The organism is Nocardia sp. XZ_19_231, from assembly GCF_015355705.1.
GTDB lineage: Bacteria > Actinomycetota > Actinomycetes > Mycobacteriales > Mycobacteriaceae > Nocardia > Nocardia salmonicida.
Genome location: NZ_JACUZI010000012.1, coordinates 43448 through 66491, shown reverse-complemented (window position 1 = coordinate 66491; position 23044 = coordinate 43448). Strand labels below are relative to the sequence as shown.

Sequence of the window (23044 nt, the reverse complement as noted above, 5' to 3'; positions counted from 1 at the left end):
GTGGTGGCTCCGAACGGAGCCGCGCACTTCTTCACCCCGTGACCGGTGCCACCACCGCCGCATGTATCCGTGTTAGCCGGTTACAGACAGAGGCTGATCTCGAGCACCGGAAGTGGAAGAGGGACACACACTTCCACCGAACCCGAGACGGGCGCCGGAGCTGCTGCCGTAGCGGTACCGGCGCCGATCACACCGGCGGACAATACGATGGCGGCGACGGCGAGCGGACGGGAAATTCTGGAGTTCATACGGTCATCCTCATTTACAGTCTGTGAAACATCCCAGCTTCGGGACATCTCGATCAGATCACGAACGTCACGCCGATCGCTATCGCCGCGCACAGGTTTTGACGTTCCTATTCCCTATCCGCGGAATTGTCATGGATTTCCACAACAATTTCGACCGCGAATTACTCGCGTTTCGCAGCACCGTCAGGTATCGCGTGACCTTCTACCGCGAGCAGGATTCGGGATCGGTTGCGGCACTTGACGCATGAGCCATCTGCGCGGACCGCCGCCGGGGAGATCGATCACCGCGGTCGTGTCGAATCCGAGGCGTTCATAGAAGGAGAGGTTGTTCGGGTTCGTTGTTTCCAGATGTACGGGGACACCGTCGGCGGCCGCTCGATACATTCCGGCCGCGATCAGGTCCTGTCCGTGTCCGCGTCCGCGTGCTTTCGCGGAGACACCGACCGCCATCAGGTGCCAGTGCTGCTCCTGCACGCCCGCCGCGTAGGTCGCCTGTGCGCCCGCCTGTGCCTGCGCGGCGCGGGAACCGTAGGTATGCAACGCTCTGAGCTGTCGACCTACCGTCGCTCGGGGCAGGATGTGAAAGGTCGCCAGCCAGACCGCGACGCCGACGATCGCGCCGGTGCTGTCGAGGGCGAGGTCTACCCCATCGCTGCAATCGCGGGAATCGTCGAGCGAGGATCGAAACGACCGGGCGAGCTTGGTCTTACGGGTGGATTCCTTGGGGTGCAGCCACAGGGTCGCCGGGTCGTTCGCCAGGGCCGCGGCCAGCAGTTCGGCGGCGACGCCGAAGTCCTTTCTGTTGCCGGGGCGAACCCGCCGAGCATTCCCGTGTACCGCATCTCCCACGGGCGGAATGATAATGGCGAGTCGGCGATCGGGCCGCTCGAGCAGCACAGTCAGACCGGGACGGCTCGACCCCGCAGGTAGGCGATGACGCTGTCGGCGACCGAGTCATCGGGATCGGCGACCGATAATCGGAACTGGGTCACCGCGTCGTCGAGTCTCGGTCCCGGGCCGTGGTCGGCGAGCAGAACGACGATCGCCTCCAGGGCGGCGGGTTGCGGATTCGGGTCCGCCAGTAGTTCGTCGAGGTAGGCGTCCGGTTCGAGCAGGCGCAGTGCCCGGCGCGCGTAGGCATGCACGCGCACCGGCAAGTCGGCGCGAATGGCGTCGACGTCGGCTTGTAGCGCGGGGCGCGACCGATGGGCCGGATCGACCCGCAGCGACCACAACTCGGTCAATTCCTCGCCCATCCCGCGCTCGTCGATCAGTGCGGGACCGGTCGCTTGTTCGAGCGCGGTCGGCGGGAGTCCTCGCACGGTATCGCGCCAGTTGCAGTATTCCCACCAGGCAGTCGGCGTCGCGCCGAGTTCCAGGCCGAAGCCGATCGCCTGCTGACCGTCTGTCCAGGTCCGCTGGGTGCGGGTGCGACGGATCGTTGCGACACCGTCGGCGGTGATCTGCGTCCAGGAGGCTTCCGTTCCGTGAAAGCCATATGGCCGCAACAACTTTCCCGCCTCGCGTGTCAGGCGGCGTAGCGCAGAGTCCGGTCCGTCCATGTGAGCAGACTAGAGGTGCGCACCGACAAGTTCGGTTCACCGACGCTCAGCGCCCGCTGTGGCCGCATGTCGCGGCGGGCGGGATCCACGCTCGACCGCGACGGCGGTTCGGACTAGGAATCCACGGCGCGCGTGCCCGCCGTCGCGGCGAGCACCGCGGCGGTGACCTGCTCGGGCGACTCGACCATCACCAGGTGACCCGCACCGTCGACGACGATCGCCCGCGACGGTTTCAACGTGCGGTTCAGCGTGGCGCCGGCTCGGGCGCACAGCACTCGATTACGACTGCCCCAGATCGTGGTGACGGGCGGAAAGTCGGCGGGCGGGACGAAGCTGTCCAATTCGTCGAGCAGCGGAATCTCGCGCGAGATCGCGGCGGTCACCATCAGCCGACGGGGTTCGGTCCAGCTCTCGCGTAGATGCGTGACGATCTCGGCCGGGGCGTTCTCCGAACCGAGTTGTTCTGCCACGATCAGCCCGGCCACCGGGCCGGGAATGCGGACTCGGGCCAGCACCGAGTCGATGTGCAGCCGTCGACCGAGCGCTGCCGCCCATGCGGTTCGGGTCGGACGCAAGGTATTCGGGGTGAGTGGGCTGCTGAGCACCAGCGACCGCACCCGGTCGGGATTGCGCCGCGTATAGAGCAGCGACAGCGCACTGCCGAAACAGTGGCCGACCAGTGTCACATCGCGCAGATCCCGCTCTTCGATGAACGCGGTGACCATGGCCAGATAGTTCTCGACCGTGTACCCGTTGTCGGGGGCGTCCGAGTCGCCGTACCCGATGAGGTCGATCGCGTAGACCCGATGGTTGTGCTTCAGTGCGTCGAATTGCGCACGCCAGATGTGACGGTCGCCGCCGAGGTTGTGCAGGAAGACGACTGGCGGCCCCGCACCGGCCTCGTCATAGGCGATCAAGGTTCCGCGAAAGTCGAAATGCCGCATCCCGGGGCTTCCTTCCAGTGGCAGCCACGTGACCACGTCGTCGTGGTCAAACCACGGTAGCGCCGACACCCTCGCTCGCACGGCGAAACTCCCGCTTCGCCTCGCCCGAACACCACACCACCAGCGCGATGATCAGCGCGAAAGCCGCCAGCGCTGTCCCGGTACGCAGGAAATGGAAGAAGTCCCATCGCTCCAGGATGACGGCATAGTCGGCGGGCGCTCCGTCGACGGCCCAGGCATTGATCTTGTGGTTGATCGGCACGTTGCCCAGCCGGGTGATGAGGAACGACCCGACCACCAGCACCGTGGCCGCCGCGGCGAGCGCCCGATCCCTGCCGGTCTGCACGACGGCCAGGGCGAGGCAGCTCAGCGCGGCGGCGGCCATGGTGAGCTGCATGCTGATGCTGTTGTTCTGCATGAGCTCGGTGTGGAATTCCAGGCGCATCTGCAGCGGGACCCGATGAAAAGTCGGGACCAGATTCGCGGCACCGTAGCCGAACGCACCGGCGAGAAGGCCGGTGGTGAGCAGGGCGAGCGCGCGTATCGGTGCGTGGTTCATGAGGTCGAAGTTAGCCGCCCGCCACTAAATTCGACAATAGTGTCAGATTTAGTCCAGGCAGAACTCGTTGCCCTCGGGATCGGTCATCACGATCCATCCCGCACTCATCGGCGGCTCGGGTTCGAAGCGCTCGACCCGCTTGCCGCCCAGCGCGATCAGCCGCTCGCACTCGGTCTCCAACGCCGCCATCCGCTCGTCACCCTGCAACCCGGGCGCCGCCCGAACATCGAGATGAACCCGATTCTTCGCGACCTTGCCCTCCGGCACCTGCTGGAAGAACACCCGAGGGCCATGCCCCTCCGGATCCTCGATGGCCGACTTCGAGTTCCGCTCTTCGGCCGGAACGCCGATCCGCGCGAGAAACTGGTCCCATACGACCAGCGGATCGACCCCGGCAGGCACCTCGACTCCCGGCGGCCCCGGATGCACATAACCCAGCGCGTCACGCCAGAAGGTCGACAGCGCGGCCGGATCGTGCGCGTCGAAGGTGATCTGAATATGGCGGCTCATCATGACTCCGTTCATGGCAGCTGAACACAGGTGGTAGACCTTTCCGTCACCGTATGCCAGGGGTCCGACAATCTGCCGCAGTGGTTGTCGGGGACGGTGATTCGCCCAGTCCGAATCTGTCGTGGACGGTCTTCATCCACGTCGGAGCCCACCAGCAGTCGTCGCCGAGCAGCTTCATCGTCGCGGGGACAAGCAGCATGCGCAGCACGGTGGCGTCGATGATGAGCGCGGCGATCATGCCGTACGCGACGTATTGCATCAGGACCAGGTCCGAGAACGCGAAGGCGCCGGTGACCACGAGCAGGATCAAGGCGGCGGCGGTGATGATGCGCCCGGTGTGCGCGGTGCCGATGCGGACCGCCTCGGTGGTGGTGGCGCCCTTGGCCCGCGCTTCGACCATGCGCGAGAGCAGGAAGACCTCGTAGTCGGTGGACAAGCCGTAGATGATCGCGATGATCATCACCAGCATGTTGGCCTGAATGGGTTGCGGGGTGAAGTTGAGCGGGCCCGCGCCGTGGCCGTCGATGAAGATCCAGGTGAGGATGCCCAGCGTCGAGCCGAGGCCGAGAGCGCTCATGAGGGCGGCCTTGATCGGCAGGATCAGCGAACCGAAGGTCAAGAACATCAGCAGCGTGGTGACGAGCAGGACGAGGGCGATCATCCACGGCATGCGCTCGAGCAGCGCGTCGAGGCTGTCCTTCTGGATGGCGGGGACGCCACCGACGAGCATCCGCACTCCGTCGGGCAGTTCGATGCCGCGGAGATAGTCGATGGTGGCGTCGGCGGAATCGGAGTCCGCGAGTGTCGTTTTGGTGCGGTACACATCCGACTGCACCGGCGACCGCGACGGCAGTTCGAACTTCGCCGCCAAACCGGGCGCTTGGTTGGCCAGTTTCAGGGCGGTACCGATCGCGACGGTGTCGCCGGAGACGAAGATCAGGTCGATCGGATCGGATCTGCGGCCGGGGAAGGTCGCGTCGATCTGCTCCTGCGCGACGCGAGTGCTGTTGTCCGGCGGCAGATATCGTTCACTGAAGCCACCGAAGGCCAGGTTACGAGCGGGCAGGATCAATAGCACCAACACGACGCACAGTACGCCCGCGACCTTCACCGGGTGCTTCATCACCCACTGGGTGCTGCGGCCCCAGAAACCGTTCTCCACCTCGTACGCGGACTTCGTTCTCCGCAGCCGCCTACTTCCCCACATGTCCACGCGGGCGCCGAGAATCGCGAGCATCGCGGGGAGCAAGGTAATGGCGGTGAGCGCGGCCAGCGATACTGTCGCGATCGCTCCATAGGCGATGGATTTCAGGAACCCCTGCGGGAACAGCAGCATGCCGCCCGCGCTGGCGATGATCATCGTCGCGGAGAACACCACGGTGCGCCCCGCCGTCGTCATCGTGCGCCGTACCGCCGCCGCGGCGGCGTGGCCCTCGGCGAGTTCTTCGCGGAAGCGACTCACGATGAACAGCCCGTAGTCGATGGCCAATCCCGCACCGATCATCGAAACAACCGGCGCGACAAAGGAGTTCACCTCGGTGACGTAGGTGAAGGTGCGCACGATCCCGCTCGCGCCGAGCATCGTCAGCCCGCCGACGATCAACGGCAGCGCGGCGGCGACCACACCGCCGAAGATGAAGAACAGCAGCAGCGCGACCACCGGGAACGCGAGGAATTCCATTCGTCGGATGTCGTCGGCCAGGGTGTCGTTGAGTGTTCCCGCCACTGGCTGCAGGCCGCCCACCTGCACATCGACACCGGGAATCGCGAAGGCGTCCTTCACCTTTCTGGTGTTGCGCAGCATCTCGGTGTCGTTGTCGCCGACGATGGCGACGGCGGCCACAGCGCGGGTGCGGTCCACGGTGGCGAACAGGGAACCGCTCGCCCGACCGGTTTCCGTCTGCCAGTAGGCCCCGTTGACGCCGGCTATCACGCCGGGGTACTCACGCGGCAGGCTGTTGAGGTTGTCGACGATCTTGCGGCTGAACTCGGGATCGTCGACGGTCCTGCCGGGCGGCGCGGTGTAGAGCACGACCACATCGAGGTCGTGGTTGCGACCGAACGCACTGTCCGCCAAGCGCCCCGCCAGCGCGGATTCCGAGCCGGGATCGTCCATGCCACCGGAGCTCAGCTCATCGTGCAGCCCCAGCCCGTACCCGCCGAGCGCGAGCAACGCGGCCACCACGACGCCGAGCACGCCGAACCGGAATCGATAGACCAGATCGCCCCAGCTCGTGAACACTAGCTCGTCGTCCGTTCGTCGGCTCCGAGTGCAATCTTCAAGAGGCCGCATCCTTTCAGGTGGTCCGCCCGATGTGCCTCCCACCAAAAGTACCGCCTCTCCGCGAGTTTCCACCGAGCGACTCATATTCCTTGACAGGAATATTCACTCTAGTGAATACTCGGATCATGGACGCGATCGCATCAGCACTCGGAGACGGCGCACGGTGGCGCATCGTCGAACTCCTCGCCGAGCGCCCCCGCTCGGTCGGCGAACTCGCCGACCTGACCGGTTTGCGGCAGCCCCAGACCACCAAGCACCTCCAAACATTGGCGCGCGCCGGGCTCGTCACGGTCTTTCCACTGGGGCAACGTCGCGTCTACGCCGTCGAGTCGGCGCCACTACAGGAACTCGCGAGCAGGCTCACCGACCTGGTCGAAACCATCTCCGCTCATGCGGACGAGCGCGCGGTCGTAGAGCGATACCGTGCCGCCATCGAGGTGGAATCGATGGCCGCGGAACGGGACCGCTGGGCAGACGGGCGAAGGTTCACCTTCGAGCGCGAACTGACCGCGTCTCGGGACCTCGTCTGGCAGCACTGGACCGATCCGACTCTGCTCCGATCCTGGTGGGCCCCAGCGTCGATGACGATCACGGACTGCGTCATCGAGCCGAAGAAAGGCGGTCGCGCCGCACTGGACTACCGCGACGCCGAAGGGCGGCGATACCGCTCCGAGGGGCGAGTCACGGCCGCGAGGAAACCGGGCCACCTCGGATTCGACCTCTCGGTGCTCGATGCGGCGGGCGCCGTCTCCTTCACCGGCCACTACGACCTGACCCTCGAGCAGCAGGCCGGCGCCACCCGCCTGACCCTCGACCTGACCATTACCGAAACAACCGTCGAGGCCGTCCCCTACATCGCCGGCATCGAAACCGGCTGGAGCCGAGTCCTCGACAACCTCGCCCACACACTCCCCCACAGCAAGGAACAGCCATGACCGAACGCACTGTGACCGCGAATATCGGCCTTACCCTCGACGGACGCTACAACGGCCCCGGCGGCCCCACCGACGCGCAGGCGATCGTCCGCTACGCCACCACCGAAGTCGCCCGCGATCACCTCACCCGCATCTGGGAGGGCGCGACGACGGCACTGCTCGGCCGGGTCAATGCCGAAGGCTTCCTGGGGTTCTGGCCGACGGTCGCCGCCGACGAGAACGCCGACCCGCGCGACCGCGCCTACGCGAAATGGCTGGTCGACACCGAGAAGGTGGTCCTGTCGACCACTCTCACCGAGTCGCCGTGGGAGCGCACCCGCATCGCGAACGCGCCGGCCGCCGACGTCGTCACCGCGCTGAAAGCCACCGGCACGGGTGACATTCTCGTCAACAGCAGCCCGACCGTGATCAAGGACCTGCTCGCGGCGGACCTGATCGACCGACTGCACCTGCTGCTGTGCCCCGAGATCGCCGGCGACGGACAGCGACTGTTCGACGACGGCCTGCCCGGCTCGCGGTGGACGCTCACCCGTCGCGAGGTCGGCGAACTGGGCGAGATGGCCCTGACCTACGACCGCGCGCGCTGATCGACACCGACCTCGCGCAGCGCGGTGACCAGGAAGTCGTTGACCGCGTCGGTTCGCTCGAGGTGCACGAGATGGCCCGCACCCGGAAGTTCCACTACCGCGCGGAGATCGGTGACATTCGCCCGTAGCGTGGCAAGCGGGTCGCGGCCACTGAAGCCCTCCATGTCGGGATCGTTCTCGCCGTAGAGGAAGTAGGTCGGGACCTCGATCCGGGCATCGGCGAACGGCTCGGCGAGTTCCCAGTTGCGGTCCAGATTGCGGTACCAGTTCAATCCCCCGGTGAAGCCGGTCCGCTCGAATTCCGTGGCGATGGTGTCGAATTCATCGTCACTGAGCCAGGTCCACGGTAGCGCGGGCGCCTGGGGCAGCACATCCAGATAACCGAGCCCCGGCGGGTTCTTCCAGGTGTCGAGGTAGTGGTAGTCCCCGGAGAGGGAGAAGTAGACGCGGGACAGGAATTCCCTCGGTCGCGCGGCGAGTTCGACATCGGCGACGCCGGGCTCCTGGAAGTAGGACAGGTGCAGGAAGTGGCGCTGGGAGGCCTTCGTCCAGAAGGCCGAGGGTGGACGCGGCGGGCGCGGCGAGTACGGATTGTTCAGCACCACCAGCGCTTCGACGCGTTCGGGAGCGCGCAGCGACAGCTCCCACACCAGTTGGGCACCGAAATCGAGGCCGACGAACACAGCCTTCTCGGCGCCGACGTCATCGAGCAGCGCCAGGAGGTCGCCGATCACGGCCTCATTGGTGTACGCGGCGACATCAGCGGGCGCCTCGGTTCGACCGTAGCCGCGAAGGTCGGGCGCGATGGCTCGGAATCCCGCCTCGGCCACGGCCGCTATCTGCCGGTGCCAGATGAACCCCGTGTGCGGAAATCCGTGACAGAACACCACCGGGTAGCCCTGCCCCTGCTCGGTGACATGCATCCTGATTTCGCCTGTGTCGAGAAATCTCTGCTCCACTACCGCCTCCAATTTCTAGAACGTGTTCTGATTTGACGGTAGTGTCCTGAGGTCATGAGCGGAACACCCAAGATTCTGGCCGGGCGCGTCGCGGTCGTCACCGGGGCAAGTCGTGGCATCGGCAAAGGCATCGCCCTCGAGTTGGGCGCGGCCGGGGCGACCGTGTACGTCACCGGACGCACCACCGAGCCCGGGAAGCTACCCGGCACCGTGGGGGAGACCGCCGCGATGGTCACCGAGCTCGGCGGACACGGCGTCGTGGCAGTCTGCGATCATCGCGACGACGACGCGGTCGAGAACCTCTTCATCCGGATCCGCGAGGAACAGGGTCGCCTCGATGTGCTGGTCAACAACGTCTACAACTCCCCCGCCGCCGCCCGCTGGCTGGGCCGCAAGTTCTGGGACGTGCCACCGAAGGCGTGGGACGAGACCTTCGACATCGGCGTGCGATCGCACTATGTGGCCAGCGTTTTCGCCGCACCGCTGCTGATCGAGTCGGCGGGCCTCATCGTCAATGTCTCTTCCCCCGGCGCCCGGCGGTACATGCACAATGCCGTCTACGGGGTCGGCAAGACCGCCCTGGATCGCCTCACCGCCGACCTCGCGCACGACCTGACCGGCACCGGCGCGACCGCGGTCTCGATCTGGCCCGGGATCGTGAATACCGAACTACTGCAGATGGTTCCGGCCGACGAGCACGGCCGTCGCCAGGTCACCCTGCCCGGCGAAGGCACCTTCGATCTCGACACCGCCGAGTCCCCACGCTTCCCCGGGCGCGCCGTGGTAGCGCTGGCCGCCGACCCCGGCCGGTCGACGCGCACCGGGAAATCCTGGAAAGTCGCCGATCTCGCCGAGGACTACGGGTTCACCGACGTCGACGGACGCGTCCCTCGCGCCGACTGACACACCCCAGAAATACCTGCGACGGTGTCGCGGGCGGACGTCGCGCGAGCTGATCGCGATTGGTGCCGAGCGAATAACCCGCGCCGCGGTCAACTAAGATCAGCGACGGTAATTCTCGGCACCCGAACGAACAGGACTCCCATGGCGCGCAAAGTCGTTGTCACACTTGTCGATGATTTCGATGGCACGTCCGCTGCCGATGCGACTGTCACATTCGGAATCGATGGGGCGGCCTACGAAATCGACCTGTCCGATGCCAACGCGGCAGAGTTGCGTGAGGTGTTCGAACAGTGGGTTCCGTACGCGCGTCGCACCGGTCGGGCCAAAGCAGGCGCCGCACGTCGCCTCGGCTCGGCACCGGCAGCTGAATCCACCCGCCGCAACGATCTGACCGAGATCCGGGCGTGGGCTTCGCAGAACGGGCACACTGTGTCCAGCCGCGGCAGGATCTCGGCGGAAGTCATCTCGGCTTATGAGCAGGCTTCGGCGTAAAGCTTCGGTTCGTCAACAGCACGGCGCGCATTCCCTCCGCGCGCCGTGCTGTTGACGTCTAGTTGGGCAGCGGAATATCGGCTTTGAATCGCTCGCCCGGCGGCAGACCGCGCAGCACCGCACTGGTCCAGGCCACCGCCGGCGGCCAGCCCGCGACGGCGTTGACGATGTGTTCGGGCAGCGGCATCGTGTAGAACCGCAGGTCAGCGCCGCGGTTCCAGTAGTCGTTCACCGTCGGCAGTACCGCCGACGTCGGGATCAGTTCGTCCCAGATTCCGTGCCACCAGAAGATCGGGCTATCCGGAATGTGATGTCCCAGACTCTGATCCGCGAGTACCTCCATCACACCCGGCGCCGTTTCCAGTGACTTCCCCGGCTGGAAATAGGCGCTGATCGGCCGGTACGCGCCTGCCGCGCCGATCGTGTACACGCAGCGACTCCGCATATCCGCCACGATCGCCTGACCTTCGGGGGTCAGCAATTCCTTCGCGTCGAACTGGTCGGGGAATTCCCGCGACAACGCGGCGAAGCCGAGCCACATCGTGAAATTACTGGCGCCGGCGAGGCCGGGCTGCTGGGCGATCGCGTAGCGAGCCTGGGCGCGGAGGTCGGCGGGGAATCCACCCACCGCGGTGCCGAGCAACCGCACATCGGGGGCATAACTCTCGCGAAGTTCGGCCGCACGGATCGAACCGGAGCCGCCGCCGGAGTACCCGTAGAGCGCGATCCCGGAGTCGGTCAGGCCCAATGCCGAGTTCTTCATGGCGCGCAAACTGTCGAGCACCATTTTGCCTTCGTCATAGGTGTTGAAGGTATTGAACTTGCCGTCGAAGTCGGCGACGTTGATCGCGAATCCCTGCGCGAGCCAATAGACCGCAAGCGCGGCCTCTTTCATCGTGCCCGCCTGCAACGTGTACGACGGGTTGCACGACGAATCGGTCGCGTCGATGGCCTCCTGGAACGACACCACCGGTCGTGAACTGCCCGACCACGGGATGCCGGGGACGATCACCGAGGTCGCGGTCGCGATCGGATTGTCGTGCACGTCGTTGCTTCGGTACAGCAGTTGTTCGGTGTGCACCGGGAAGGGCAAGCCGAGCAGACGCGTCTGCACCGTTCGGGAGCGGATGATCTGTCCGGGCGCATAGGAATTCAGGTCCGCCGGGTCGTCGTACCAGGGATCTTCCGCGGGCACCGGGATCGGCAGCATGTCGTAGAGCTGGGGTTCGGCGGGCAGCTGCGGGAGCTGGTTCTGGTCCGGCGGAAATCTCGGGTACGGGTCGCCGGAGGCGTTGCCCGCGCTCGACACCGCCAGACATACCGCCGCCAGAGGCACTACCGCCCACCTCGTTCTGAACATTCGTCCCCGCTTCGGTCGACCGCGCCCACCCCGGCGACTCGGGTGGATGGTGGCTGCCGCGCTGCGCTGCATGGCGTCTCCTCTGGTAGGTGACGCTGATTACAGCACGAGCACTTGTTTCTAACAAGAGTTCTTGTTCATAACGCGAGACCTTTGCCGTTGACAAGGGATCCACTGCGGCAATATTCTCTTCTTATACGCAGATACATCTGCTGCGAAGAGTTATTCGAGGTGCGCAACACCGGCGTCGCCGAGTGCACGAGCGTCGTTCCCGACGGCGGCACCGAGGCAGATCTGCGCGCGGTGTGCGCCACGCTGAGCGCGATGACCGACGCCTGGGATCGCAACGACGCCGATGCCTACGGTGCCACCTTCACCGAAAACGCCACCTACACAACGTTTATCGGCACCCACTATCAGGGACGTGCGGATGTGACCGAGGGGCATCGCGCACTGTTCCGCGGATTCCTGAAGGGCAGCAAGCTGGCCGACTCCTTCCTCGACATCCGCGACCAAGCCACTGGCTGCACGATGACCACGAATCACCCTGCGCGAGTGGACAACAGGTAAGGGGAGAACGGCTCACGGTAGAGTGCCCGAGGAAGTTCGCAGGGGTGTAGGCGCTAAATTCGGGGGGATACCGTGAACGAGATCTTGGCCTTGATCGGGGTGGGTGGGCTGATCCCGACTGTGATCGCGTCGGTGTCGGCGTGGTTCTCGACGACATTCAGTCGCCGAATCAACAAGCGGGCGATCGAAACCACCATGACAGGCAACGACGTTCCTCCCGCCGTCTCGATAGCGACCGAACCGGAGGATCCCGACACCGACCACATCCAGACGCCGCGTCCTCGAACAGAGGAATACCTTCGGCAGGTGCGCAGCGCGATGGCGCAGAGCACGGCGTTTTTCTGGGCGTACATGATCAGCGGCTGCTGTGGAGTCGTGGTCGTTCTCGCCGCGGCATCGATGGTGGCGTTCGGCAATCGAGACGCCGCCGCCGCGACCTCGATCATGGGTGCGGTGCCGGTCGGGATCACCGCGTTGTTCTACAAGCGTTCCACCGACCTCGATAAAATCGTGGGCGAAAATCTCGCACGCCTGGGCAAAGCCGACGAGATCGCGGAAGCCAACCGCGCCGCGCACGATGTGGTGTCGCGCATGGGGGTGGGCGCCGATCAGGACCGACTACTGGCCATGATCGGGGTGCGGCAACTCTTTCCGTCCGCGACGCCCGCGGAAGTCGCTGAACTCCTGCGGACCGTGCCGGTCGAATCCGGACACTGAGGCGCCCGGAACGACCGCAAGGGGTGACTGGCAGTACCTGGAACAGCAGTCACTTCCACGCGCTACACCCACGGTGTCGAATGGTGTGCACAGCGCGTGTCGCCGATACCCGACTCGGGGGCACGGTCATGCTCGCAGTGGCCGTCGTCGCGACAGCGGGCGGTGACATCGACACCTGGCTCCGCGACAACGCCATCACCCGCTGACAGTTCAGTTGCCGTATTGCGCTGTCTCCGGGCGCTCGATCAAGAGCACGTGCGCGACCTCGTCGGCGACCGGTCGGTGCCGGATTCCCTTGGGCACCACGAACAATTCGCCCGGATGCAGGGTGACGGGCGCGCGGTCTTCCAGTTCGATCCGGAAGGTGCCGTCCCAGCAGAGGAAGAGTTCGTCTTCGTCGTGGTGGTGCCAGGGGAATTCGCCCGACAGTCGGGCGACGCGGACAACGGTGTCGTTGACCATGGCCAGCTCCTGTTGTTGAAAGGGGCCGGGCAGGGCGGCGACGGCCGCGGGGATCGATACCGAACCGGTAGTGCTCGAGGTTGTCATGGTGATCATCGTCGAGCTGCTCGAGGCGACGATCCAGCGCCAATCAGCCATAATTGGTTTGGCTATGGATCCAATTACTGTGACAGATCGGCTCGGCCGCTGGTCGGCGGGGCGCGGGCCCCTGTATGCCCTGCTCGCGGCGGGGTTGCGCGGGCTGATCGAGGACGGCGAACTCCCGCCTGGCGCGCTGCTGCCCCCGGACCGCAAACTGGCTGTCGCCTTGTCGGTCGGGCGGAGCACCGTGGTGGCGGCCTATGACCTGCTGCACGACGAAGGGCGAATCGTTCGACGACAAGGCAGTGGCACCCGTGTCGCGGGATCACCACAGGTCGATCCGCCGGAAGCTACCAGTGAGCCGATGTTTCTCGACCTGCTCGAGCCGCGCTCCGACGTGATCTCGCTGGCGTGCGCGGCACCGGATCGACCTCCTCTCGCATTGGCCGAGTCCTACGCGGCGATGCTGCCCGCCTTGACCGCCACGACCGACGACATCGGCTACTACCCGTCCGGCCATCCGGCGCTTCGGGAGGCCGTCGCCGAGTATTACCGGGGTCGGGGTCTACCGACCGAGGCCGGGCAGATTCTCGTCACTACCGGTGGGCAACAAGCACTTTCACTGCTCGCACGCGCCTTCCTCCGGCCTGGCGATCGCGTTTTCGTGGAGGCTCCGACCTATCCCGGCGCGTTGGAAGCCTTTCGCGCGGAAGCGGCGGACGTGTCCGGCCTGCCGCCGGGGCTGGACGGTTTCGCGGGAGCGATCCGCGACCATCGCCCCACTCTCGCCTACGTGATCCCCACCTTCCAGAACCCGACAGGCTCGGTGCTGTCCACGCTCACCCGGCGCAGGCTCGCGGAAACATCGGCAGCAGAGGGGATTCCGCTCATCGATGACGAAGTCCTGGCCGAGCTCGGCTTCCCTGGCCACGAGACTCCGCGACCACTCGCCGCGTTCGCGGACACCGTGATCACCATCGGTTCGCTGAGTAAAAGCGTCTGGGGCGGACTGCGAGTCGGCTGGATCCGCGCGGCATCCCCTGTCGTCACCAAGCTCGCCAAGCTTCGCGCGGTGCACGACCTCGGTGGCAATCTTCCCGCCCAGCTGGCCGCGGCCGAACTACTTCCCCGTCTCGACGACCTGCTGCGCGCGCAAGCCACCGAGCGCCGACTTCGTCACGACCATCTCCGCGCGGAACTCGCCCGCCGAATCCCCGAGTGGGAGGTGCCGCCGGTCGAGGGCGGCCAGACCCTCTGGATCCGGCTGCCACACGGCGACGGCGCCTCCTTCGCGCAAGCCGCACTGCGCCACCATGTTTCGATCCTCGCGGGCAGCGGCCTCGATCCGACCGGCGGGAGCGAGCGCTACCTGCGGATTCATTTCCTCCATCCGCTGGAAACCCTCACGACGGCAGTCGACCGTCTCGCCGAAGCCTGGCGCACCTACCGTCCGCCGAACAGACCCGCTGTCACGACACCACCTCTGGCGATGTGACGTCTACGCCCGAACACCAGGCGAGATCGGCCCGCATCCCCCGCGATCGACTCCCGCCTCGGTGCGGGTTGACCCTGACGCTGCGTCAGGGTTGCACCCTTGTCGCATGACGAACAACAACACGTCCCCGACCCGGCACGCCCCGCCGGTCGGCGGATTCGAGGAGATCAATGGCAAGCGCATCTTCGCGCACCGGTCGGGCAGCGGCGGACCGGCCGTGGTGTTCCTCCCAGGCGCGAGCGCGGTCGGTCTGGACTATTTCGTTGTGCAGCAACAGGTTTCTCAGTTCACCACCGCCGTCATCTACGACCGCGCCGGCACCGGCTACAGCGATCCGCTGCCCTTACCTCGCACCGCCGAAGCGGTCGCCACGGAACTGCGTCAGCTGCTGCGCGCCCAAAACATCGCCGCCCCTTATGTTCTCGCGGCGCACTCCCTCGGCTGCCTCTACGCCCACCGGTTCGCTCAGCTCTACCCGCAGGATGTGGCCGGGCTGGTCTGGATGGACGGCCTGCATCGCGACTGGGACGAGTTCATGCCGCAGTCGATGCACCTGGCGGCGGCCGCGGTGCCCACGCCCGATCTCGAACAGGTCGAACAGATGCGGACCGCCCTGCGCGAGTTGCGCGTCGAGTTGCTCGCGGACTACCCCGAGCATGTGCGGCAGCCACTGATCGATGCCAAGTCGAGTACCGAATGGATCCGTGCGGGCTTCGCCGAGCGCAACGGATTGACCGACGTGGCGACCGAACTGCACGCCGGGCCGAACCTTCCAGATGTTCCGCTGGTAGCGCTCAGCGTGCTGGGCGCCGACCCCGGCCAGTCCGCTGAGGCGCTGGCCGAGATCCACGACGGCAGGCGACGAATGGACGCGGCCGTGGTGGACGGGGTTTCGCACGGGGAGCAGCGCATCATCACCGACACCGTGCACCACCGACTCTGCTTCGACCGTCCCGATGCCGTGGTCGAGGCGATCCGCGATGTCGTCGACCAGGTGGCAGGCCCCTAGAATCGGCGCGGTGCTCACCATCGGCCAACTCGCGGCGACTGCCGACGTGACCGTGCGCACCGTGCGCCATTACCACCAGGTCGGGCTGTTGCCCGAGCCAGAGCGCGACGCCTCCGGCTACCGCCGCTATCCCGCGCAGGCAGCGGTGGATCTCATCCGGATCAGAACCCTCGCCGACGCCGGCGTCCCCCTGTCCAGGATCGACGCGCTGCTCCACGCGCAACCCACCGAATTCGCTTCCGCCATCAGCGATATCGACGCGGCGTTGCAGCGCAAGATCGATCAGCTCGCCGAGTACCGCCACCGGATCGCCGAACTGGCAGGCGGCGAAAGCCTCTTCCTCCCCACCGAAGTGGTCGCCATCCTGAACCGGATGCGCGGTCTCGGCATCAGCGAACAACGAGTGCGACTGGAGCGCGACTCCTGGATCCTGCTACAAGCATTGGACGCCGACGCCCTCCCCCGGCGAATCCGCGAGAAGAACGCCGAATTCGACGACCCCGAAACCACCCGCCTCTACCTCGCCGTAGACGAATCGGTCGACTGGAACCCCCACGATCCACGCCTCGACCAACTCATCGACGACCTGGACACCTGGCAAATCCGCCACCAACGCCCCACCACCCGATCCACCGAACTCGCAGCCTCTCGAATCTCGGAGTCCTCCCCCGCCTGGCAACGCATCATCAACGCCCTCACCCACCGAGCCCAACAGCGAGCCACCGAGCACGACCGGTGACGTCCCTCAGGAGCGCTGCTGGGCGACGGTGTCGCTCGCGGTCTGGACGAAGGCCTGTACTCGTGCGGTGAGGCCGGTATTGAGCCAGCCGAGGCCGAATTGTAGGGGTGGGGCGTCGGTGACGGGGATGAAGGTGACGTCGGGGCGGACGTAGAACAGGGGGGCTTGTTCGGTGGTCAGGTAGACGCCTTTGCCTGCGCCGACGAGGGCGAGGATCTCCTGGAAGGTGGCGGCGGTCGGGCCCGGGTCGATGGGGCGGCCGGATGGGGTCGTCTTGGGGTGGTGGAATTCGTCGAAGTAGGCGGGGAGCTGCGGCGGGTTCTGGATCATGGTGACCTCGGCGAGGTCTTCCAGGGACAGCGCGGGTCTGCGGGCGAAAGGGTGGCCGGAGGGGACGGCGAGCATCTTGGCTTCGCAGAGCAGGGGTGGGCCGATGGTCATGTCGGGCTCGCTCATCGGGAAGCAGCAGAGCATGGTGTCGACATCACCCTCGCGCAACCGATTCGCACCGTCGCTCAGCTGCAACTCGGTGATCCGCACGGTGCATTCGGGGTGCCTGGCCTCGAAGATCTCGCCCACCTCGAGCAGGTACCGTCCACCGGCCGACCCGAAATAGCCGACCCGCAGGGTGCCGTGGATGCCGCGTCCGGCCAGTTTGGCATTGCGGACGCTGCGCTGGACCTGTTCGTAGGCGGGCCGAAGCTCCTCGCGCAGCTGACATCCGACCGGTGTCAGGGCAACCTTGCGGCTGGTCCGTTCGAATAACGGCACCCCGACCTGCCGCTCGAGCGCCTTGATCGTCTTGCTGATGTGCGCCGTGGAGACCCGCAGCCGCTCCGCGGTTCTGCCGAAATGCAGTTCCTCCGACAGCGTCAGGAACGCCTCGATCTCGTTTCGCTCCACGCCCCGCCTTCGATCATTGCCCACCGGTTAACGACCCTTGGGTGATTTGTCGTTGATCACGCCCGGCGAACGGTTGATCATAGATCCGTCTACGAAAAGCGTTCAGAGAGGTCGGTTTCGACATGGCGGTAGTGACCGTTCCGCACATCAGGCACCGGGTCGTCGAGATCGACGGCGTACGGGTCTTCTACCGGGAAACCGGGCCGACCGACGCGCCGGCACTGCTTCTCCTGCACGGCTTCCCCTCGGCATCGCACCAGTTCCGTCGGCTCATGGACGCACTGGGCGGGCGATACCGGATGATCGCCCTGGACTACCCCGGCTTCGGGCACACCGAAGTCCCCGACGATTTCGTCTACTCCTTCGAGCGACTCGCCGATATCGTCGAAGGGTTCGTCGACGCGGTCGGGCTGCGACGATTCGTGTTGTACGCCTTCGACTTCGGTGGTCCGGTCGGGTTGCGGCTCGCCACCCGCCGTCCGGCACAGATCGCGGGCCTGATCGTCCAGAACTCGAACGCCTACGACGAGGGCCTGTCCGAGATGGCGCGCGCGATGACCGCGAACAAGCCGGGTCTACCGGGCGCCGAGGACAACGTTCGACAGATCCTCGAACTGCCCGTCACCCGCGGCCAATACGAGGGCGGCACCACCGATCCGGAGCTCATCGCACCCGACGGCTGGACCCTGGATCAGCATTTCCTCGACCTCCCGGGCCGCAAGGACGCGCAGGTGCACCTGGCCCTCGACTACCACACCAATGTGGCGCTCTACCCGGTGTGGCAGCAGTGGTTGCGCGAGCACCAGCCGCCGACGCTGGTGCTGTGGGGTCGCAACGACGCCTTCTTCCCCGAGGCAGGCGCCACCGCCTACCTCCGTGACGTCCCCGACGCCGCGGTCCACCTTTTCGACACCGGACATTTCGCACTCGAAGAGAATCTGCCCGAAATCGCGCCGCTCATCAGCGATTTCGTCGATCGCCTGTATCACCGCAAGCCCATGAGGATCGCGGTCATCGGCGCCACCGGCAACCTCGGCGGTGCGGTGGCCAGGGAGGCCGCCGCTCGCGGCTTACAGGTCACCGCGCTCGGCCGGGACACGATGGATGTCACCGACGCGGCCTCGGTCAAGAATGCCGTCGCGGGTCACGACGCCGTCGTCGCGGCCATCAAGGGCGAGGACCGACTGGTGCCGCGCGGCGCCGCGACCCTGCTCGAAGCCCTCCCCCTCGCCGGGGTCGATCGCCTGGTGTTCCTCGGTGGGGGCGGCAGCCTGGAGTACGCACCGGGACAGCGTTTCGTCGATTCGCCGAATTTCCCCGCCCAGTACCTGGAGACGGCTCGCGACCAGACCGAAGCGCTCGAGATCTTGCGGGCTTCCGATTCGCCGGTCCGGTGGTCCTATGTCAGCCCGCCGCCCGTGCACCTGGTCCCCGGCGAGGCGACCGGCTCCTACCGGGCCGAGGCTCGCGATACCCCGATCACGGATGCCGACGGTGAAAGTCGCATCAGCGTAGGCGATTACGCCAGCGCGATCGTCGACGCGATACAGGAAGGTTCCTTCGTCGACCAACGCTTCACTGTCTCGTACTGACCCCCTGCACGCCTGTTTCAGCGCAGGACCAGTTCACGAAGGGCCGCGGCCACGGTTGCGGGGTCCTCTTCAGCCATGAAGTGACCCGTGTCGACGGTGCGGTGGTCGAGATCCGGTGCCCAACTCGACCACAGCGCCGCCGCTTCGAATCCGAGCGCAGCGCCCCAGTCCTGCTGCATGACCGTTACGGGCATGGACAGCCGCGCGCCTGCCGCGCGATCGGCGCGGTCGTGGTCGATATCGATGGTCGCCGAGGCGCGATAGTCGGCCACGATCGAGGGGACGGCTTCGCGACTGGCCTCCAGATACGCGGCGCGTACGGGCGGAGGGATCGCGGCGGGATCCTTGGTCCACAGGTCGAGGAAGTAGGCGAAGAATGCGTCGGCGCCGGCCGAGATCATCTGTTCGGGCAGACCCGGCGGCTGGGCCATCAGGTACAGGTGGAACCCGACGGCAGCGTCGACGCCGTGCAGCACTTCCCACATGTCGAGGGTGGGTAGCACGTCCAGGCAGGCGAGGTGGGTGATCGTCGCGGGGTGATCGAGTCCGGCGCGGAAGGCGACAAGGGCGCCCCGGTCATGGCCCGCGAGTGCGAAGCGTTCATGGCCGAAAGCCGCTGCCATGGAGACGATGTCGGCTGCCATACGCCGCTTGGAGTAGGTATCGGGTGCGGCGTCGGCGGGTTTGTCGCTGTCTCCGTAGCCGCGTAGGTCCGGCCTATCACCGTGTGGTCGACGGCCAGGTCGGCGGCGACGTGACGCCACATCAGGTGGGTCTGCGGGAAGCCGTGCAGCAGCACGATCGGGGCACCCGAACCGGCGACGGCGACGTTGAGCGCGACATCGTCGGCGACGGGGACGCGGTGGTAGTCGAATCCGGGAATGGTGCGGGTCATCGCGTTGGCTCTTTCGTTCGAAGGCTGGTCCGCGGGGTCCGAGCGGATCGAGTTCGAGCGTGCGGTGTCGCGATGAGCAGCCGATGAACGCGCACTACATTGGCCTGATGCGGTTTCAGGTGCTCGGTCCCGTCACCGCGCACGACGACCTGGGCGGACCGGTCGCGCTGCGCGGTCCGCGCTATCGCGAGGTGCTCGCGCGGCTGATCCTCGCCGACCGGCGCGTGGTTCCGGTCAGTCGACTGGTCGACGATCTATGGGACGAGCCGCCCGCGGACGCGGTGGGCGCGGTGCGCACCTTCGTCGCCGGACTGCGGCGCGCGCTCGAGCCCGACCGCCCGCCTCGCACACCGGCGCGTCTGCTGGTCACAGAGGGGCTCGGTTACGCGCTGCGGGCCGAACCCGATGCCGTCGACGCGTGGCGATTCGACAATGCGGTCCGGATGGCATCGACTCTGCCTGCCGGACAAGCTTTCTCGGTACTCACCGAGGCATTGGGCTGGTGGCGCGGACCCGCCTACACCGACTTCGCCGATGCGGGATGGGCGCAGGCCGAACGATCGCGGCTCACCGAGCAGCGACTGCTGGCGGTCGAACGCCGTGCCGAAGCCCAAGTGGCGCTCGGCGACGCCGCGGCAGCGGTTCCCGACCTCGACGCGCATGTCACCGAGCATCCGTGGCGCGAAGACGCGTGGGGGCTGCTGGCCACCGCCCTGTATCGCTCGGGCCGTCAAGCCGACGCGCTCGCCGTCCTCACCAGGGCCCGGCGGATGCTGGCCGAGGATCTGGGCATCGACCCGGGACCGGCATTGCGCCGCCTCGAACACGACCTGCTGCGCCAGGCGGCACACCTCGACCCGGTCGCGACCGATCCCACCGCGCAGGTCTGGGAACAGGCACGCGCCGCCTACGACAGCGCGGTCCCGCCACGCACGAGGACGCGCCTGGAATCGACCGCCGGATTGATGCGCGACCTCGCGGTGACGGGCGGCGGCGGGTTGGAAGCGGCACGCGCACATCGGATTTCCGCTGTCGTCGCCGCCGACGAACTCGGTGACCCGGAATTGACCGCACGGGTGATCGGCATCTACGACGTGCCCGCGATCTGGACCCGCTCGGACGACCCGGCACAGGACCGACGACTCGTCGACATCGCCGAGAAGACCCTGTCGCGGCTGCCCGCCGACGACGACGCCGACCGGGCCAGGCTGCTCGCGACCATCGCCGTCGAATCGCGCGGCGGCCTGCCGGTGGACGATCCGACCGAGGCCGGTCTGCGCCCGCTGCGCGCCGCCCGCCAGGCCGAGGACATCGCTCGCCGACTACACGACCCCGCACTGCTGGCATTCGCGCTCAACGGGGTGTTCATGCAGAGCTTCCAACGGGCCGGACTGGCGCAGCGGCGCGAAGCCGTCGGCGCCGAGATCGTCGCGGTGGCGGCGAAGAGCAAGCTCGCCACCTACGAGGTGCTCGGTCACCTGATTCTCGTTCAAACGCGTTGCGCCCTGGCTGATCACGCCGGCGCCGACCGGCACGCCGATGCCGCCGACGCGCTCGCGCGGCGTTACGAACTGCCGCTGGTCGAGGTGTTCACCACCTGGTATCGCGCCTTACGCACCAGTGCGACAACAGATCTCGCGACCGCTGAGGCGGCATATACGGCAGCCGCTACCGCCCTCACCGGTGCCGGTATGCCAGGGCTCGAGCACGGGCTGTTGCCGCTGGCCGAGCTGAGCCTGTATCTGCGCCACCAGCAGACCGCACGGATCGCGGCGATCGCCCCCGATACCGACTGGGGACCCTACAGATCCTGGGTCGAGCCCACCCTGCTCGTCGCCCGAGGGCAGATCGACGAGGCGCGCAATGCCCTGCACGACATCACCTCACCACCGCGCGACCTGTTGTTCGAAGCACTGTGGGCGATCGTGGCACACGCGGCCGTCGCCGTCGACGACGTCGAGGTCATGCGCCGAGCCCGGACCCAGCTGGCCCCCGCCGCGGCCGAAACCACCGCGCAGAGCGGACTTCTCAGCGTGGGTCCGGTTCGGACATACCTCGACGACATCGAATCGGCGCTGTCGTCACACCGCAGGCGCGACTAGCGGTAGTCGCCGAAGGTGGCGCGCAGGTCGTCGATGATCAGGTCGGGTTCCTCCATGGCGGCGAAGTGGCCGCCGCGTTCGAACTCGGTCCAGCGCACGATGTTGTGATTGCGTTCGGCCATGCGGCGCACGGGAACACCCAGGTCGAAGGGCATGACAGCCACGGCGACCGGAACGTCGGTGGCAGGTTCGGGTCGGCCCCAGGTCGCGGCGCCCTCGTAGTAGTAGCGCGCCGACGAGCCCGCGGTGCCGTTGAGCCAGTAGATCATCACGTTCGTGAGCATCGCGTCGCGGTCGACCGCGTCCTCCGGCACGTCGGTGGAGTCCGTCCAGTCCTTGAATCGTTCGACGATCCACGCCAATTGGCCCACCGGCGAGTCGGCGAGTGCGTAGGACAGGGTTTGCGGGCGACTGGCTTGCAGCAACGCGTACGCGCCGAGTTCGTAGTCGGCCCGTTGGGCCAGCTCCAGCGCGCGCTTCTCGGCGGGGTCGTCGAGGTCGGCGGTCTCGGGAGTGACCGTGGCCGAGGCGATCATCGTCACGTGGAGTGCCAGCAGATGGTCGGCGTCGATCACCGCCAGCTCGCGGGAGATGGCCGCACCGGTGTCCTCGCCGTGCGCGACGTAGCGGTCGTAGCCGAGCCGGGCCATCAGCTGTGCCCAGGCGTGCGCGGCTCGTGTGGTCGACCAGCCGACCGCGGGGCCGGAGAACCCGTAACCGGGGATGGTCGGCACCACGACATGAAAAGCGTCCTCGGCGCTGCCGCCGTGCGCCACCGGATCGGTCAGCGGTCCGATCACGTCGAGGAACTCCACGATCGAGCCGGGCCAGCCGTGGGTGAGCACCAACGGCAAAGCATCGGGTTCGGCCGATCGCACATGGACGAAATGCACGTCGTGTCCGTCGATTTCGGTGCGGAACTGCGGAAAGGAGTTGAGCCGGGCCTCCTGCGCTCGCCAGTCGTAGGTGTTGCGCCAGTAGCCGGCCAGTTCCCTGGTGTAGTCGAGCGGGATGCCCTGTGACCAGCCGACGCCGGTGACCCCGTCGGGCCAGCGGGTGTTGTCCAGTCGGCGGTTCAAGTCGTCGAGGTCGGCCTGGGGGATATCGATCAGGAAGGGGGTGATCTCGGTGCTCAT

23 protein-coding genes and 1 pseudogene are annotated in these 23044 nt (G+C 66.7%); 12 read left to right on the top strand and 12 right to left on the bottom strand.

What is annotated here, in order from left to right; translation table 11 throughout:
- Window positions 1-431: 431 nt before the first annotated feature.
- The 6 genes from IBJ82_RS32225 to IBJ82_RS32200 form a co-directional block, all read right to left on the bottom strand.
- Window positions 432-1097 (bottom strand): GNAT family N-acetyltransferase, encoded by a 666-nt coding sequence (locus IBJ82_RS32225; RefSeq protein ID WP_194829748.1) that lies wholly within the window; start codon window positions 1095-1097, stop codon window positions 432-434.
- A 50-nt stretch (window positions 1098-1147) separates the two neighbouring features.
- On the bottom strand, window positions 1148-1810 hold the full coding sequence (locus IBJ82_RS32220) for a hypothetical protein (RefSeq protein ID WP_194829747.1): 663 nt from the start codon (window positions 1808-1810) through the stop codon (window positions 1148-1150).
- Window positions 1811-1923: 113 nt separating this feature from the next.
- Complete coding sequence (locus tag IBJ82_RS32215; RefSeq protein WP_194829746.1) at window positions 1924-2754, bottom strand: alpha/beta fold hydrolase; 831 nt, start codon at window positions 2752-2754, stop codon at window positions 1924-1926.
- 46 nt (window positions 2755-2800) lie between these two features.
- On the bottom strand, window positions 2801-3313 hold the full coding sequence (locus IBJ82_RS32210) for a DUF1772 domain-containing protein (protein WP_194829745.1): 513 nt from the start codon (window positions 3311-3313) through the stop codon (window positions 2801-2803).
- 48 nt (window positions 3314-3361) lie between these two features.
- Window positions 3362-3823: a VOC family protein gene (locus IBJ82_RS32205; RefSeq protein ID WP_194829744.1), complete on the bottom strand. Its 462-nt coding sequence runs from the start codon at window positions 3821-3823 to the stop codon at window positions 3362-3364.
- A gap of 46 nt (window positions 3824-3869) precedes the next feature.
- On the bottom strand, window positions 3870-6065 hold the full coding sequence (locus IBJ82_RS32200; RefSeq protein WP_194829743.1) for an MMPL family transporter: 2196 nt from the start codon (window positions 6063-6065) through the stop codon (window positions 3870-3872).
- A 167-nt stretch (window positions 6066-6232) separates the two neighbouring features.
- Here IBJ82_RS32200 and IBJ82_RS32195 point away from each other — a divergent pair, with 167 nt between their 5' ends.
- Together IBJ82_RS32195 and IBJ82_RS32190 are read left to right on the top strand one after the other, a co-directional pair.
- Window positions 6233-7042, top strand: a complete 810-nt coding sequence (locus IBJ82_RS32195) for a metalloregulator ArsR/SmtB family transcription factor (RefSeq protein WP_194829742.1) — start codon at window positions 6233-6235, stop codon at window positions 7040-7042.
- On the top strand, window positions 7039-7629 hold the full coding sequence (locus IBJ82_RS32190) for a dihydrofolate reductase family protein (RefSeq protein WP_194829741.1): 591 nt from the start codon (window positions 7039-7041) through the stop codon (window positions 7627-7629). Before IBJ82_RS32195 ends, IBJ82_RS32190 begins: the two co-directional genes overlap by 4 nt.
- Here the strand turns inward: IBJ82_RS32190 and IBJ82_RS32185 are convergent.
- On the bottom strand, window positions 7611-8552 hold the full coding sequence (locus IBJ82_RS32185; protein ID WP_194829791.1) for an alpha/beta fold hydrolase: 942 nt from the start codon (window positions 8550-8552) through the stop codon (window positions 7611-7613). The two genes, IBJ82_RS32190 and IBJ82_RS32185, sit on opposite strands and share 19 nt — an antisense overlap.
- A gap of 90 nt (window positions 8553-8642) precedes the next feature.
- Between IBJ82_RS32185 and IBJ82_RS32180 the strand changes: the two genes are divergently transcribed.
- Entirely contained in the window at window positions 8643-9491 is an 849-nt protein-coding gene (locus tag IBJ82_RS32180; RefSeq protein ID WP_194829740.1) for an SDR family NAD(P)-dependent oxidoreductase, read from the top strand.
- A gap of 141 nt (window positions 9492-9632) precedes the next feature.
- Window positions 9633-9983, top strand: coding sequence for an Lsr2 family protein (locus tag IBJ82_RS32175; RefSeq protein WP_056822989.1), 351 nt, complete (start codon window positions 9633-9635; stop codon window positions 9981-9983).
- A gap of 58 nt (window positions 9984-10041) precedes the next feature.
- On the opposite strand, the gene IBJ82_RS32170 is transcribed toward IBJ82_RS32175, so the two are convergent.
- Window positions 10042-11343, bottom strand: a complete 1302-nt coding sequence (locus tag IBJ82_RS32170) for a lipase family protein (protein WP_194829739.1) — start codon at window positions 11341-11343, stop codon at window positions 10042-10044.
- 231 nt (window positions 11344-11574) lie between these two features.
- Here IBJ82_RS32170 and IBJ82_RS32165 point away from each other — a divergent pair, with 231 nt between their 5' ends.
- The 3 genes from IBJ82_RS32165 to IBJ82_RS35165 all read left to right on the top strand — a co-directional run bounded on the left by IBJ82_RS32165 (window position 11575) and on the right by IBJ82_RS35165 (window position 12836).
- Window positions 11575-11913, top strand: a complete 339-nt coding sequence (locus IBJ82_RS32165) for an SgcJ/EcaC family oxidoreductase (RefSeq protein WP_370585576.1) — start codon at window positions 11575-11577, stop codon at window positions 11911-11913.
- 72 nt (window positions 11914-11985) lie between these two features.
- A complete protein-coding gene (locus tag IBJ82_RS32160) occupies window positions 11986-12630 on the top strand; it encodes a hypothetical protein (RefSeq protein WP_194829737.1) in 645 nt (214 codons plus the stop codon).
- An 83-nt stretch (window positions 12631-12713) separates the two neighbouring features.
- Complete coding sequence (locus IBJ82_RS35165; protein WP_255533135.1) at window positions 12714-12836, top strand: hypothetical protein; 123 nt, start codon at window positions 12714-12716, stop codon at window positions 12834-12836.
- A 4-nt stretch (window positions 12837-12840) separates the two neighbouring features.
- Here IBJ82_RS35165 and IBJ82_RS32155 read toward each other — a convergent pair whose 3' ends face one another.
- Window positions 12841-13179, bottom strand: coding sequence for a cupin domain-containing protein (locus tag IBJ82_RS32155; RefSeq protein WP_228537999.1), 339 nt, complete (start codon window positions 13177-13179; stop codon window positions 12841-12843).
- Between the two features lie 64 nt (window positions 13180-13243).
- Between IBJ82_RS32155 and IBJ82_RS32150 the strand changes: the two genes are divergently transcribed.
- The 3 genes from IBJ82_RS32150 (at window position 13244) to IBJ82_RS32140 (ending at window position 16416) form a co-directional block, all read left to right on the top strand.
- The gene (locus tag IBJ82_RS32150) at window positions 13244-14668 is read left to right on the top strand and encodes a PLP-dependent aminotransferase family protein (protein ID WP_194829736.1); all 1425 of its coding nucleotides are present in this window, start codon (window positions 13244-13246) and stop codon (window positions 14666-14668) included.
- A gap of 106 nt (window positions 14669-14774) precedes the next feature.
- Window positions 14775-15677, top strand: coding sequence for an alpha/beta fold hydrolase (locus IBJ82_RS32145; RefSeq protein WP_194829735.1), 903 nt, complete (start codon window positions 14775-14777; stop codon window positions 15675-15677).
- Window positions 15678-15687: 10 nt separating this feature from the next.
- Window positions 15688-16416 carry a MerR family transcriptional regulator gene (locus tag IBJ82_RS32140; RefSeq protein WP_194829734.1) on the top strand — a complete coding sequence of 243 codons (729 nt, stop codon included), beginning with the start codon at window positions 15688-15690 and terminating at the stop codon, window positions 16414-16416.
- A gap of 6 nt (window positions 16417-16422) precedes the next feature.
- On the opposite strand, the gene IBJ82_RS32135 is transcribed toward IBJ82_RS32140, so the two are convergent.
- Window positions 16423-17319 carry a LysR substrate-binding domain-containing protein gene (locus tag IBJ82_RS32135; RefSeq protein ID WP_194829733.1) on the bottom strand — a complete coding sequence of 299 codons (897 nt, stop codon included), beginning with the start codon at window positions 17317-17319 and terminating at the stop codon, window positions 16423-16425.
- A gap of 122 nt (window positions 17320-17441) precedes the next feature.
- Here IBJ82_RS32135 and IBJ82_RS32130 point away from each other — a divergent pair, with 122 nt between their 5' ends.
- The gene (locus IBJ82_RS32130) at window positions 17442-18911 is read left to right on the top strand and encodes an alpha/beta fold hydrolase (RefSeq protein ID WP_194829732.1); all 1470 of its coding nucleotides are present in this window, start codon (window positions 17442-17444) and stop codon (window positions 18909-18911) included.
- Window positions 18912-18928: 17 nt separating this feature from the next.
- Here the strand turns inward: IBJ82_RS32130 and IBJ82_RS32125 are convergent.
- Window positions 18929-19806, bottom strand: a pseudogene (locus IBJ82_RS32125) (alpha/beta fold hydrolase).
- A gap of 107 nt (window positions 19807-19913) precedes the next feature.
- Between IBJ82_RS32125 and IBJ82_RS32120 the strand changes: the two are divergent.
- Window positions 19914-21908 carry an AfsR/SARP family transcriptional regulator gene (locus IBJ82_RS32120; RefSeq protein WP_194829731.1) on the top strand — a complete coding sequence of 665 codons (1995 nt, stop codon included), beginning with the start codon at window positions 19914-19916 and terminating at the stop codon, window positions 21906-21908.
- Here the strand turns inward: IBJ82_RS32120 and IBJ82_RS32115 are convergent.
- A complete protein-coding gene (locus IBJ82_RS32115; RefSeq protein WP_194829730.1) occupies window positions 21905-23044 on the bottom strand; it encodes an epoxide hydrolase family protein in 1140 nt (379 codons plus the stop codon). The two genes, IBJ82_RS32120 and IBJ82_RS32115, sit on opposite strands and share 4 nt — an antisense overlap.